Here is a 12328-nt window from a genome sequence, read left to right on the forward strand (position 1 = left end):
ATATGTTGCAACTTAATCTTGCCAGGGTGTTCCTGCTTGGGGACGACAGCAATGGATATGTCCGTTATGAAATATTCTCAAAAGAAGGAGAGCGCCCAGACTATCCAGAAAAAATTGTGGTTTATCGTGAGAAGGTATTGGAGACGAACGGCGATAAGTATTGGGCCAAAACGGATGAAATTATAAGTCTGGACCATCTCGGATTCCAAGAGGGTGGATTTCAAATGGCGATTACTTATCAGATGCGTTCTGCGCGGGATATGTTTTCAGCGATAGATGAATGCAAAAAACATTATAGTAAGTCCCAGTGATATGAAGATCTTAGAACAGCCTAATTCAGTATAGTTGATTTCAGTTCTACTTCACTACTGAAGCTCCGGTTTGGTAGGCTAGGCAGCGACTGGCCATTAATAATTAGTGCCAGATTGCGTACCGAGCCAATCGTTTCTATTGGCCATTGGGAATTGCCGACGATGAATCAGCTGGATTTCACTGATGTCTAGCTTCGCATAAGGGCAGTCTTGTAACGAGCAGCCACAGAGAAGATAGATATCTCTGTCGTTAGGCGCGGCCTATGTGGTTATGGCCCTTTCAGCCGACCATTAACGTTGGAACATAATCAGAATCCTGCAGGCAGGCGTACGCCATACCTGAAGGTCAGATGAATGGATTAAAAGGGTTGAGGAGGACATAGCGGTACGGTGGTCACACTATGGAATGTTGGCGTAAATAAAACACTTTAAGCCGTGATGAAGTTTGGATGGTCAGCTGGACTGCAGCCGAATGAGTGTTCGGTAGTGCTCTGTTGTAGCGGTTGATACGATACTTTGCCATGTAACACAGGCGGACAGTTAGTACATCCAGTTTATCCATGAAGTCTGGCTTATTGCGTTCAAGGAAAGCGAGAGGATCATTGGGAAAGTGCACCAGCGTCCGGTACTCCAGCCAATCACGTATATTCATTTCTCTAAGGTTTCACAATATTGCTTGCCATTGTAAATAGACCGTCGATTTTTATCCTCTGCATGATCACAAAGTCAGATTAATTAGCGGAAAACATTATCTTACTGAAGGTAATTTATCGTAATTCATTAGTTGGCCTTGGAAATTTAAAACATCATCCACGGGACTGCAGTTTGCAATAGACAGCATGTCACAGTTCAGGGCAATTGACGGATCACGAATTTTAATCCATTGTGAAAATGTTTCCAGAAAACGTAAGCCGCTGCGTTGTACCGGGATGATAACTCTGTCCTTTTGATTTTTGTCGACGATAAAAAACGGGACCTCGTAATTCTCGCGGGTTTTATCCCCATGCGTTAAGTAAGCACCTGCCGTGTCTTTGTTGATGTATGACAGTCCGTGGTCTGAAAAATACATCATGGACCAGTCACCGCCGTCACGTTCGGCCATATCGTGGATTTGTCCCAGCAGCTTGTCAGTCATGGCGATGGATTTGATGTAGCACGATATTTCTTTCGCTCCTGCATCGATATCATACTGATCACGTGTTCGTACACAGGCCTGTGGATGTGACCCCATCAAGTGCAGTACGATGAATTTTTTCCCATCGCCCTGCTTCAGTGCGGCATCGAGTTGCGGTAACAACTGATCATCAGGGGAATACGCCCGGTCATCAGAGCTGGCTGATTTAGTAAAGTAAGGATGGTCTGCACTTTCGCCCATTAATGCCACGGGTGAGTCAAAGTGACCTTTCCTGCCCTGATTCGATATCCACCAGGTTTTAAATCCGGCACGTGAAGCGAGCGTCACGATATTGTTATTCAGTTCGGCCACATTGCCCTGACTACGGGCCAGTGTGTTGGTCAGGGAAAGTACGGTAGACGGCCCGGCAGAGATATAATGGGTAAACAGCGTGGCTGGGGTATTATCAAGCCATGGCGTGTTGGGATACTTTCCCCCGAAGGCATGCAGATAATCGCGGCGTACGCTTTCCCCGATAACCAGAATGTAGGTTTTATGCTGACCCGGTAAAGAGACTGGCTTCCAGACACTGCCCGTGGTCATTATTCTGGCGAAGTACTGATTGTTGTCACGTACTACCAGGTAAGACGTATAGATGTCATGAACAAAGCGTACCTCGGGTAATCCACTGCTGAGCAGTCGTCCCTGTCTGAGCGGGGACCAGAACGCAGAAGCAACGAAGAATATCACCAGAAAACTGTAGATGCCCCGCGTGACGGGTGCGTTTTTATGCCCGGAAAACGATGACACGATAGTTGCTATGCCGGAGACAATAACAGACGTAGATAGCAGCCAGGCGGCTGTCGGGATATTACTGATAAACTCATGGGCTTCATTCGTACTGGTGTACATCAGCGAGCCAATGACATTGATATCCGGGAAGCCATAGTTAATGCCAACCGGCGCATAAAATGCACCAGCCAGTGTAAAGACCATCACCACGAAACGGTAAATTATTTTCCCTGCATATCTGAGGATTAATAATCCGGATAAAGCTGAAAAGACATAGATTAATTTATATTGATACCCCAGTGCGTAATGCACGAGTAATAACCATATCAATAAATACAGATTTTCTCTGTTAATAAGACTTTTTAAGCCTGCAGTGATGCTGGGCGATAAATATGACAGTGTTTTTAGCATGAATGTGATTAACCTTTTAGATCCAGCAGGCAGCACTCTCCCGCCAGATGAAAATCCGGTGAATGATTCAGGGGGAGTCTGAGCGCGGGCAATACTCCGGCGGCCTTTATCACTGGTGCGATAAAAGCAGAAACGGGCTGAGTAATAAGCCCTGAGCGATAGTGATAAACGGTGTGTAACCTTTCGGGATATCACCCGTTAGACATTGCTGATGAATGCTTTTTGTCAGGCATCTTCATCGCCGCTACGGATGAACTCAGAAAGTGAATTCGCCCCTATGGTACTTGCGGGTATTGCCTGAAAGATAATTGTTTTTATAGATCAGTTTTCCGATATCGATCGGTTCTGCCGATCAATCCACCTGTGGTATTGGGAGAGCACTCTTGCGGGTAGTTAGGATGTTCAGGCCACTGATTATAAAAGGTAAAAAAGAGATGCTCCTCTGTGAGGCGAGACAGAGTCTGATGGTTATGCCGCCATTGCGTAAGGTCTGATAGCGGATGGAATGACGGCCTCACTGCCAGCCTGCTGAAAATCACCAGCGCGTATTCCTCAAGTTGTAAGGGGGAAAGGTGACGAATCTCTTGAGTAACGTCCGGTAGCCCAAGTCTGTTTATTTCAGCGGTCAGCATGCTGTACCAGGGACATTGTGATTCAAATGTACCCACATCTGAGGTAGTGAGCGTTGCGTTATCACCCGGCATACAGCCAGGCAAAGCTGACAGGAGAAATGCCGGGAACAGCATGGAACCGTAACCGGCAATGTAGATTGATGTGACCTGCAGAAAGTGGCGATGATGCCTCAGGGGAGAGCCCGTCCTGGCGTCACGTGCTATACATTGATTCATTCTGCGCTGGCTGGTGCGTATCAGTGTGAAAAGGGTAATACGGTTTGGCATGGTTATGCTCCCTTATCCACGTGATTGTGTTATTTGCTGTTGCAGCCATTGCTCCACTTCACTTTTAAACCAACGTGAACTTCTCCCCAGTTTGAGGGGCTTAGGAAACAAACCATCCTGAATCAGCTTGTAAAACCATTTATCGGTCAGGCCGGTAAAGGCAGTAATGAACTTCATGTCGACTAACTGGTCACTAAGCAGGGATGTATTTTCAGATATCATGATGAGTTCTCTCCGGTGATATTAAGGGAGAGCAGTACGCAGAAAGTAATTATGCTAACGAGTACTGCTCATCAGATATCCGCCCGGCGTAATTAATGACTTTTAATCGTGCTTTCTTGGCCTCCCTTTCCGGGACCTGTCGGGTATTGAGCTGAAACGGCTATGGACGCCATCAGGTTTTTGCTCAGTCTTTGCCATATAGCTGAGAATATATTTCATGGCATCCACCCCAATTTTATTATCATGTTTCGTCATCTCTTCACTCCTGACTCTATAGTGGGGTTGGGGAGTACATCGATGGGCGTACCCTTCATTTTCAGTGACACTCTTCCACTGTTTTTCTATCTCACGGAATATCTGCCAGGCTTTATTACGTAACTGTCCATTGATGAATACTGCACAGTGAGCATGATAGCGATGATTCTTTCCATATTCGGCCACCCAGGTATAACCAGCTATTCCAATGATATCGGCTAATCGACTTTCCAGCTGAACCATATCGGCACAAAGTCCATGAACATCCTGACGAATGAATTCAGATAAGTGACTCAGATAAGCAAAATCAATTCTAAGGAGAATAAGTTTTGAATATCTTCGGAAGAGATTATCAACATGATGGTGTAACTGAGATTCCAGTTCAGGGTAAGTCGGGTGATTAGGGTTTGTGATACGGTGTGTGCTCATGGTGCATTCCTCATTATGTCGTTTCATGAACATGTGAGGAAGACGTAATTTTTAATCTGATTGATGACTGGGACGGTTTGAATGGATTTTTTGTGTGGTTTAATATTTATAGCGGGATAGGTCTCACTAAGAATAATAGTAATAACCTTATTTAATTATAATCGCCCACACTTTGGGTTGTGGTATCCCGGTACATGTTTTTTCTCCTCTGTTTATCAGGCATCAATGGCAGAACAGCTCGCACCGTAGAAAAGTAGGACTGTGTAGTGAAATCGTATTATTTACCCTGATTAATACCCATTTCTCTTAGTGATGCAGTGTTTAGGCACCCATATTAGTCACGCTGAATTTTCGGTTAAATCAAAATAAATTTGCTATAAAACCTCTATAAAATCACTCAAATTTACGATAAAATCACGATGTGATTTTTTTTGGGGTGAGTACTAATGGACCGTGATAATTATGTTTCAGAAAAAGATGTCAGAAAATGCCAGTTTTATGTTCGTTATATGGAAAGAAAGGCTCGTACAGAAATAAGTCTTCTCCATGAATTTGAATGGCAAGATAATTCCGGAAACGTGGAGGAAATGTGTTACTGGATTAATAAAGAACTCAGTCAATATTTTAGAAAGGATGCAAAGGATATAGAGGGGTTCGTAACCAGAATGGCAGCAGCCTGTAACGATGAGATATTACCATTAGTGAAATTCGACTGGATAAAAAATGACAGCAGGATTTGTTTGTGGTTATGGCATCAAAAAATTTCTTATAGTTACAGACGTGGTGATGTATTTCCAGAGCACAGGGGGAGGTTCGAAGCTCTGGTAGAATATTTTGATTATCTGAATGAATCAGGCAACCGAAAAAGAGAATTGCTCGACAAATTCAGAGGTGACTGGCAAAGAAAGGGGAATACATCTGACCCATTTGTTAGTGAAAGTGCAGAGGTAATAAATTATCTTTGGCGTTACTCGATAAAACTACATGATAATATCACCCGAAACTTCTCGCCTATTAGTGATGAAGACAGGAAGATATGCCTCACCGGTTTTTATGACTGCATTCTGGATACGCCAGAGAAAAAAGAGTTGTTTCTGCGAAAGATAAAAAGCGCACTATCCTCACATAAGCACCGGGAAAAGGCGGGTAAGGGAAATATTAATAAGAATTTTTTGCTCTCCATGAATAACAATGAAAAACTGAATGAGATGATTATGCTCGCTGGTATCAAACGCGATGATTTTATGAATCGCCTCATCGCTGATGAGTATGAAAGGCGTAATACGGGTAAGCTTAAATAATTTTCAGTTATATATTACTCCAGTGAACCCTTGAGGAATACACCTGTATTCCTCTTGTTTTAGCTATTCACAAAGGTGATATCTATGGACGAAAATTCGGCACTTATACTCTTACATTCCCCTCTTGAATTCCTACCCTCTGCTGTAGCCCAAGGTATAATTCAGCGTCTGGACAGTGTCATTAATTACCAGCCAGTGATTGGTATTATGGGCAAAACGGGGGCGGGAAAATCCAGCCTGTGTAATGCCCTGTTTCAGAAGCCGGTATCGGCAGTTGGCCATTCCCGGGCCTGTACTCGTGAACCCCAGCGTTTTCACTTACAGGCGGGTAACCGCATTGTGACGCTTGTTGATCTGCCTGGTGTGGGAGAAAGTCAGGAATATGATGAAGAGTATCGCGCACTGTACCAGTCAGTGTTGCCTGAGCTGGATTTGATACTCTGGCTGATTAAGGCGGATGACCGGGCGCTGTCGGTCGATGGGGAGTTCTGGCATAACGTCTTACGACCTGGCACACAGCATAGCGATAAGGTTCTGGTTATCGTTTCGCAGGGAGACAAAACAGAACCCTGTCGTGAATGGAATGGTGCGTTAAATACGCCTTCACCTTCTCAGTTAGCTCACATGCAGGATAAAACTGATGTGATCCGCCGCTTGTTCCGCGCCCCGTCACTCCCTGTCGTGTCAGTCTCAGCGGACACGGGTTGGCAAATGCAGGCGCTGGTCGAAACGATGTTCAACGCTCTTCCCGCCCGCTCCAGCAGTGCGGTCAGTTCCTTGGTCAATCCGCTTTACCGCACCGATACCGTATTAAAAAAAGCCCGTCAGGATTTCGGTGATGTGCTCGATGAAACGCTGAGCGCTTGCGTTGACGAGTTTCCGCTTCCACGTGCCGTCACCCATGTTATCCGCAAAGTCATTGATACCGTTGTCAGCACTGCACGTAGTATCTGGAATTTATTCTTTTAACTCCCTCACTGCTTCTGCCGCTAGGCAGAAGCAGTGAGCCCGCTATCAGAGAGCCCATTATGACCCGACTAGCATCCCGCTTTAGTGCGGTGAATCTCGTTCGCCGTGACCGTCCGTTAACCCATGAGGAACTCATGCATTATGTGCCGAGTGTATTTAGCGAAGAAAAACATGAATCCCGCAGTGCACGTTACACATACATTCCCACCATCACACTGCTGGATAACCTGAAAAGTGAAGGGTTCCAGCCCTTCTTTGCCTGTCAGACGCGCGTCCGGAATCCGGACAAACGTGAGCATACTAAACACATGCTGCGCCTGCGTCGTGAAGGTCAAATCACCGGCAAGCAGGTCCCCGAGATAATTCTGTTGAACAGCCATGATGGCTCCAGCTCTTATCAGATGTTGCCGGGTTTATTCAGATCAGTTTGTCAGAATGGTTTGATTTGCGGTGAGAGCTTTGGCGAGGTGCGTGTGCCACACAAAGGCAACGTGGTGGAGAAAGTCATTGAGGGGGCGTACGAAGTTCTGGGGATATTTGACCGTGTGGAGGAGAAACGCGATGCCATGGAATCCCTGCTGTTACCTCCACCCGCCATGCAGGCGTTAGCACAAGCAGCATTAACCTGGCGTTTTGGGGAAGAGCATCAACCGGTGACTGAATCACAAATACTTTCCCCGCGCCGCTGGCAGGATGAAAGCAACGATTTGTGGACGACGTACCAGCGCATTCAGGAAAACCTGATTAAAGGTGGATTGTCGGGACGGACAGCTAAAGGTGGCCGCGTCCATACCCGCGCCGTTAAAGGTATCGATGGCGATGTGAAGCTCAATCGCGCCCTGTGGGTGATGGCAGAGAAAATGCTGCAACTGGCTTCCTGATAGACGCAGTAATGATTGACCGCACCGATCAATAACTGGAAACCGATCGACAGCAACGATCTGACTTTCCTTCTGCACATTGTTAGCGTGGTTGTGAATTCATCACGGCTATTTATCGCCATTTTACTCATTAACACATTTAATCCGGAAATAAAGAATATGAAAAATATAACAGCTTCATTGCGCGTATTATCAGGCGTTATGCTGGTGACAGGATCATTATTAATACCTGTTGCCAGTCATGCCGGAAATTACGGTGATTATATTCCTTACCGCCTCATTAATCAGAGCAGCGACACTGCGAACCCGGGCTGGCGGGTCTGTACTTATCAAAGCCTGTTAAATCAGCAGCGCATTAACCTGTCTATCCAGTATGCCTGCTGGCCTTCAGCATTCCAGAGCCGTGTGGACGGGCAGTTTTACGACCGTACGTCCTGATTCATCCTTCCCTTATACAGGCCGCTGTTTCACAAAAACAGCGGCTTTTTTTATTTAAAGGAGCCGCAATGTCTGAACTGACTTTAATGTCGACCTTACCGACTAGTGAACAACGCCTTATTCGTCGAGCCTTGCGTCTGTTGGATAAATACCAGCGCCAGCCGGGAAAGCCATTTACCTCGACCAGCATGACGAAGACTTGGCTGCAGTTACAAATGCTCCACCAGGAACGGGAAGTTTTTATCGTGATGTATCTCGATAACCAGCATTGCCTGCTGGAGCAGGAAACGCTTTTTGCAGGCACGCTCAGCCATACCGAAGTGCATCCCCGGGAAGTTGTGAAATCAGCCCTGCGCCACAATGCAGCGGCAATCATTCTGGCACACAACCATCCTTCGGGAACGACCGACATCAGCCCGGCTGACAGGCATATCACGCAGCGGTTAGTTAAAGCCCTGGCTCTGGTAGATGTGCGGGTACTGGATCACCTCGTCGTGGGGAGTGAGGTGGTGTCTTTTGCCGAGCGTGGTTTGCTTTGAACGGAGATTTTCATGCCATTTACACGATCCCATGAGTGGGGGTTACAAAGCGATATCACCCCAAGATTTGGAGCCAGATTAGTTCAGGAAGACAACCGGCTGCACTATCTGGCTGACAGGGCTGGAATAGTGGGTGAATTCAGCGAAGAACAAATTGACCGTATTAATCAGTCGTTCCCGCAAATGATCAGCATGCTCGAACATCTGCTGACCACCGGTGAACTCAATCCCCGCCAGCAGCACTGCATCACGATTTATCACAACAACCTGACCTGTGAAGCCGATACCCTCGGTTCACACGGCTACGTCTATATTTCGATTTACTCGACACCTTAGTAGACCCCTCTAAAGGAAATCAATATGCCAACCTCAGCAATTTATTCGAGGCCGGCGGCATCGTGCTGCCTGTCACCTGTAGCGCACTGGCGAACATTACTTGTGTACCTGCTGGAAAAGCACTTCGGAATGGATTTAAACGATACGCCATTTTGCAGTGAGTCAGTCATCCTGCAACACATCGAAGCGGGTGTTACTCTGGCCGACGCGATCAATTTCCTGGTGGAAAAATATGAACTGGTGCGCATTGATCGCCGTGGTAATACCTATCCAGAGTCAGAAATCTTCCTGACGGCTGCCGATATCCTGAAGGCAAGTCACGCTACCGGATTAACGCAGCGCAATTTCGATTAAATCCTGTATAGCGCATTCCAGATTTACCTTTCTGCTGCTTTCTCCTCTATCTGACAACGCATAATGCCCCTGCCATTACCGGCAGGGGCTTTTGCTTATATGGAATTTTTTGCGATGCAAACAGAACCTGATGTGATTACCGAACACACTGAGCTGATTAACTCGACCAATATTGAGCGTATCGTCACCGGACGTGATGCTGCGCTGGTGCAGATTGAACAGTTGATTCAGCAGCTCAATGCCATTTCTCAGCTAACTGCCGGAATCGGTGGCGGCAACGCTGCCGACTGGGCTATGAAGCAAGGTCATCGCTATGACTGCTGGCTGATGGAAAAGCCAGATAAAGCGATGCCGGTGATCGCCCGCAATATTGACCGCAGCTTGTGGCGAGACCTGATGCTGAAATCCGGCATGCTATCGCTAATGGACGCACAGGCACGTACTCAGTGGTATCAGAACCTGGAAAATGGGGATCTACCGGCCATTAGTGAAGCCAATATTTTCAGCACCTTTGAACAGTTGCATAAGAGCAAAGCTGAAGTGTTTGAGCGCGGCATCATCAATGTGTTCAAAGGGTTGTCATGGGATTATAAAACTAACAGCCCGTGCTTCTTCGGCAAGAAGAGCATTATTAACAACTTTGTGACGCACAATCGTTGGGGCTATAGCCTTACGTGGGGATTGCGTCGTGATCAGTTGGCAGATCTGGAACGGATGCTGTTTTTACTGGATGGCAAAGCAATACCCGATAATCGCGGTGACATTTCAATTCGCCTGATGGAGCATATACGCGACAATCCGGCCAAGGATGCTTACGAAGACAATTACTTCTCGATCCGTTACTTTCAGAAGGGCACCGCACATCTGACATTCAAGCTCCCAAATTTAGTGGATAAAATGAACGACATCATTGCTAAACACTATCCAGGAATGTTGGCTGAAAGATAGCGAAAGATTAGAATGCGTTGGCCTCAAACACAGGCGATCTTTGTCAGCAATTGCCTACAAAATTGCCTAAGTATTTTAAGAGGCAAATTTATCACACAAGGGACTGAATAATGGAAAAGATCGATGAGTGGCGAGATATACGAGAGTTGCTGCGTAGCACTGTGTTAATGCAGGAAGGCTATCATCAAGCAAAGAAACGTTATGCCAGTAAGATAGCTCCTGATTTTCGTCTGTTGCGTTTTTTCAATATTAATGAAAATACCCTTTCTCAATGTTTGGCATTCCTTCTGAGACCTGATGAAAGCCATGCCCAGGGTGATCTTTTTCTCAGTAGTTTTTATCAATTAATAGAGAAATCAGAAGCGCTCAAAGCTGATATGAAGGCTCAGATTTCAACTGAATACACTATTTCTAATAGTCGTAGAATTGACATATTGGTTGCGGATCAAAACGAGTTAACAGGTATTGAAAACAAACCTTGGGCAGTCGACCAAAAAGATCAACTTTATGATTATGCTCACTGGTTAGCAGCGGAAGCGAAACGACGAGGCGGCGGATGGTCCTTAGTTTACCTCTGTAACAACGAGATAAGTGAGTTTACTTTCCGCTCTCAGTCATCTGACGATATAAACAGGCATGTAAAACCCATCACTTTCTTTCAATTGGAAAATTGGCTTTCGCGTTGTGCATTGCACATTGAGGCACCAGCAGTACGATGCTTTGTAGAAGCTCTAATAAAATTCATTCGCGAAGATATTAATGGAGAAACAGCTATGGAATTGCAAAATGAACTCACAGAAAAACTGGTTGCTTCACCTCAAAATCTCAGCGCAGCATTTTTAATTGCTCAGAATATGCGACAGGTTAAAGAGCGCCTGTGGAAAGATTTCATACTACATCTCCGTCAGCAATTGTTGCCTCTCGGGATTAGTGTAGATATGAATGATGAGTTGCGATTAGGGAGTAAATACGCATCGTTTTCTATCTTATTTAGAGAAGGCGATGATTTCAAATTAAGCTGGGAGTTTGATACTTCAGATTATCGCAATCTGGCTTACGGAATTTGCTCTGTCAGTGAGCCCAATGAAAAGTTAAACAAAGATTTTTTTCCTTCAATTGGAGCAGCAATGCGCCATGCTTTTCCTGAAATTGATGCGAATGTTGAAACTACAGAATGGTGGCCTTGGTGGTGTCATGCAGATGTGGGGATGAATGTCCCACGGAACTGGAATATGGATTCTGAGGCTTGGACTCTACTACTTGAGCGTGGAGAGGGAAGTTTTTCTCAATCAATTGTCAGCATGGCGCAGCGTATTCATGATGAGGTTGATTTGTCCCTGTTCAGAGCACTAGCCTAATCTTAGTCGTTAGCAAGTTACGAAAGCGTAAAGCTGGAGAATCTTCTACGTCAGCAACCCACACCATGCAAGGAAGATATCAGCCATAATGGCATGTTGGCTTAGCGGAAGTTAGGCGCTATAGTGCCCGGGCTCGAAATTGCTTATGTTTTCAGCGAAACATGTTTGGGGGCCTAATTGGGGGCCTCTGCGTTTTTCGAACACGAGAAAAACCAGTGGTAGCAAGGTGTGAAGGGTCAGAGATCGAATCCTGTAGGGTACCATTTCAAATCAATGAGTTATATACTTTTTCCTGTCTTCAAATTTTCCGCGTGGGACAGATTTGGGACAGACACCCTGAAAATTTCGTCAATGTGGCGTGCGTGTTCGGTCAAATGGTTCGGTGCCATATGAGCATAGCGCTGTACCATCTCGATGCTTTCCCAGCCCCCCATTTCCTGCAGCGCCGACAATGGCACTCCGGCCTGAATCAGCCAGCTAGCCCATGTATGCCTCAGATCGTGAAAATGTACTTTTTAATGAGTTTTTAAGACAACATGTATGATTTATAAGTATATTTATTTTTGTAAATGCCATCTCTGGGCTGGTGTGGTAGGGTGAGTTGGTCGAAATTTGATCTCTTGGGAGTGAGGAATGAGGTGGCTTGTCTTTATGTTGCTTCTGGGTACTTGGAATGCTGGTGCTGCGTGCTGGAAGGTAGAGGGGCTATCTGGCTCTAAATAACTGCGCTTAATAGTAGATCACTGAAGGGAACTCAATCCGGTTTGAGCG

The 12328-nt window shown here is 45.9% G+C and carries 13 protein-coding genes and 1 pseudogene; 10 read left to right on the top strand and 4 right to left on the bottom strand.

Annotated features, from left to right (window positions below; all coding sequences use genetic code 11):
- Positions 1-2: 2 nt before the first annotated feature.
- Positions 3-311 (top strand): hypothetical protein, encoded by a 309-nt coding sequence (locus EH228_RS18980; protein WP_152323183.1) that lies wholly within the window; start codon positions 3-5, stop codon positions 309-311.
- A gap of 748 nt (positions 312-1059) precedes the next feature.
- On the opposite strand, the gene EH228_RS18990 is transcribed toward EH228_RS18980, so the two are convergent.
- From EH228_RS18990 to EH228_RS19000, 3 genes are all read right to left on the bottom strand, one after another.
- Positions 1060-2421, bottom strand: coding sequence for a phosphoethanolamine transferase (locus EH228_RS18990; protein WP_193323391.1), 1362 nt, complete (start codon positions 2419-2421; stop codon positions 1060-1062).
- A 1118-nt stretch (positions 2422-3539) separates the two neighbouring features.
- Positions 3540-3749 carry a helix-turn-helix transcriptional regulator gene (locus tag EH228_RS18995; protein WP_050945997.1) on the bottom strand — a complete coding sequence of 70 codons (210 nt, stop codon included), beginning with the start codon at positions 3747-3749 and terminating at the stop codon, positions 3540-3542.
- Between the two features lie 102 nt (positions 3750-3851).
- A complete protein-coding gene (locus EH228_RS19000) occupies positions 3852-4433 on the bottom strand; it encodes a YagK/YfjJ domain-containing protein (RefSeq protein ID WP_193323392.1) in 582 nt (193 codons plus the stop codon).
- A gap of 446 nt (positions 4434-4879) precedes the next feature.
- On the opposite strand from EH228_RS19000, the gene EH228_RS19005 reads away from it, so the two are divergent.
- The 9 genes from EH228_RS19005 to EH228_RS19045 all read left to right on the top strand — a co-directional run bounded on the left by EH228_RS19005 (position 4880) and on the right by EH228_RS19045 (position 11557).
- A complete protein-coding gene (locus tag EH228_RS19005; RefSeq protein WP_152323186.1) occupies positions 4880-5734 on the top strand; it encodes a hypothetical protein in 855 nt (284 codons plus the stop codon).
- An 84-nt stretch (positions 5735-5818) separates the two neighbouring features.
- A complete protein-coding gene (locus EH228_RS19010; RefSeq protein WP_152323187.1) occupies positions 5819-6703 on the top strand; it encodes a GTPase family protein in 885 nt (294 codons plus the stop codon).
- A gap of 59 nt (positions 6704-6762) precedes the next feature.
- On the top strand, positions 6763-7584 hold the full coding sequence (locus EH228_RS19015; protein ID WP_152323188.1) for a DUF932 domain-containing protein: 822 nt from the start codon (positions 6763-6765) through the stop codon (positions 7582-7584).
- Positions 7585-7599: 15 nt separating this feature from the next.
- Positions 7600-8022 carry a hypothetical protein gene (locus tag EH228_RS19020; RefSeq protein ID WP_152323189.1) on the top strand — a complete coding sequence of 141 codons (423 nt, stop codon included), beginning with the start codon at positions 7600-7602 and terminating at the stop codon, positions 8020-8022.
- A 68-nt stretch (positions 8023-8090) separates the two neighbouring features.
- Positions 8091-8561: a RadC family protein gene (radC, locus tag EH228_RS19025; RefSeq protein WP_152323190.1), complete on the top strand. Its 471-nt coding sequence runs from the start codon at positions 8091-8093 to the stop codon at positions 8559-8561.
- 12 nt (positions 8562-8573) lie between these two features.
- A complete protein-coding gene (locus tag EH228_RS19030) occupies positions 8574-8897 on the top strand; it encodes a type IV toxin-antitoxin system YeeU family antitoxin (RefSeq protein ID WP_152323191.1) in 324 nt (107 codons plus the stop codon).
- A 24-nt stretch (positions 8898-8921) separates the two neighbouring features.
- Positions 8922-9251: a TA system toxin CbtA family protein gene (locus EH228_RS19035; RefSeq protein ID WP_152323192.1), complete on the top strand. Its 330-nt coding sequence runs from the start codon at positions 8922-8924 to the stop codon at positions 9249-9251.
- A 114-nt stretch (positions 9252-9365) separates the two neighbouring features.
- The gene (locus tag EH228_RS19040) at positions 9366-10199 is read left to right on the top strand and encodes a DUF4942 domain-containing protein (protein ID WP_152323193.1); all 834 of its coding nucleotides are present in this window, start codon (positions 9366-9368) and stop codon (positions 10197-10199) included.
- A 110-nt stretch (positions 10200-10309) separates the two neighbouring features.
- Positions 10310-11557, top strand: a complete 1248-nt coding sequence (locus tag EH228_RS19045; protein ID WP_152323194.1) for a PDDEXK-like family protein — start codon at positions 10310-10312, stop codon at positions 11555-11557.
- Between the two features lie 278 nt (positions 11558-11835).
- Here EH228_RS19045 and EH228_RS19050 read toward each other — a convergent pair.
- A pseudogene (locus EH228_RS19050) lies at positions 11836-12063 on the bottom strand (tyrosine-type recombinase/integrase); the annotation flags it as partial.
- Positions 12064-12328: the final 265 nt, after the last annotated feature.

This window comes from Erwinia endophytica (assembly GCF_009295515.1).
Lineage (GTDB): Bacteria > Pseudomonadota > Gammaproteobacteria > Enterobacterales > Enterobacteriaceae > Erwinia > Erwinia endophytica.

What these genes read in the sequence shown, in the direction of transcription:
- EH228_RS19040 (WP_152323193.1), top strand. Translation starts at nt 9,366, where the DNA reads ATGCAAACAGAACCTGATGTGATTACCGAACACACTGAGCTGATTAAC.
- EH228_RS19035 (WP_152323192.1), top strand. Translation starts at nt 8,922, where the DNA reads ATGCCAACCTCAGCAATTTATTCGAGGCCGGCGGCATCGTGCTGCCTG.
- EH228_RS19030 (WP_152323191.1), top strand. Translation starts at nt 8,574, where the DNA reads ATGCCATTTACACGATCCCATGAGTGGGGGTTACAAAGCGATATCACC.
- EH228_RS18990 (WP_193323391.1), bottom strand. Translation starts at nt 2,421, where the DNA reads ATGGTCTTTACACTGGCTGGTGCATTTTATGCGCCGGTTGGCATTAAC.
- EH228_RS19005 (WP_152323186.1), top strand. Translation starts at nt 4,880, where the DNA reads ATGGACCGTGATAATTATGTTTCAGAAAAAGATGTCAGAAAATGCCAG.
- EH228_RS19015 (WP_152323188.1), top strand. Translation starts at nt 6,763, where the DNA reads ATGACCCGACTAGCATCCCGCTTTAGTGCGGTGAATCTCGTTCGCCGT.
- EH228_RS18980 (WP_152323183.1), top strand. Translation starts at nt 3, where the DNA reads ATGTTGCAACTTAATCTTGCCAGGGTGTTCCTGCTTGGGGACGACAGC.
- EH228_RS19045 (WP_152323194.1), top strand. Translation starts at nt 10,310, where the DNA reads ATGGAAAAGATCGATGAGTGGCGAGATATACGAGAGTTGCTGCGTAGC.
- EH228_RS19000 (WP_193323392.1), bottom strand. Translation starts at nt 4,433, where the DNA reads ATGAGCACACACCGTATCACAAACCCTAATCACCCGACTTACCCTGAA.
- EH228_RS18995 (WP_050945997.1), bottom strand. Translation starts at nt 3,749, where the DNA reads ATGATATCTGAAAATACATCCCTGCTTAGTGACCAGTTAGTCGACATG.
- radC (WP_152323190.1), top strand. Translation starts at nt 8,091, where the DNA reads ATGTCTGAACTGACTTTAATGTCGACCTTACCGACTAGTGAACAACGC.
- EH228_RS19010 (WP_152323187.1), top strand. Translation starts at nt 5,819, where the DNA reads ATGGACGAAAATTCGGCACTTATACTCTTACATTCCCCTCTTGAATTC.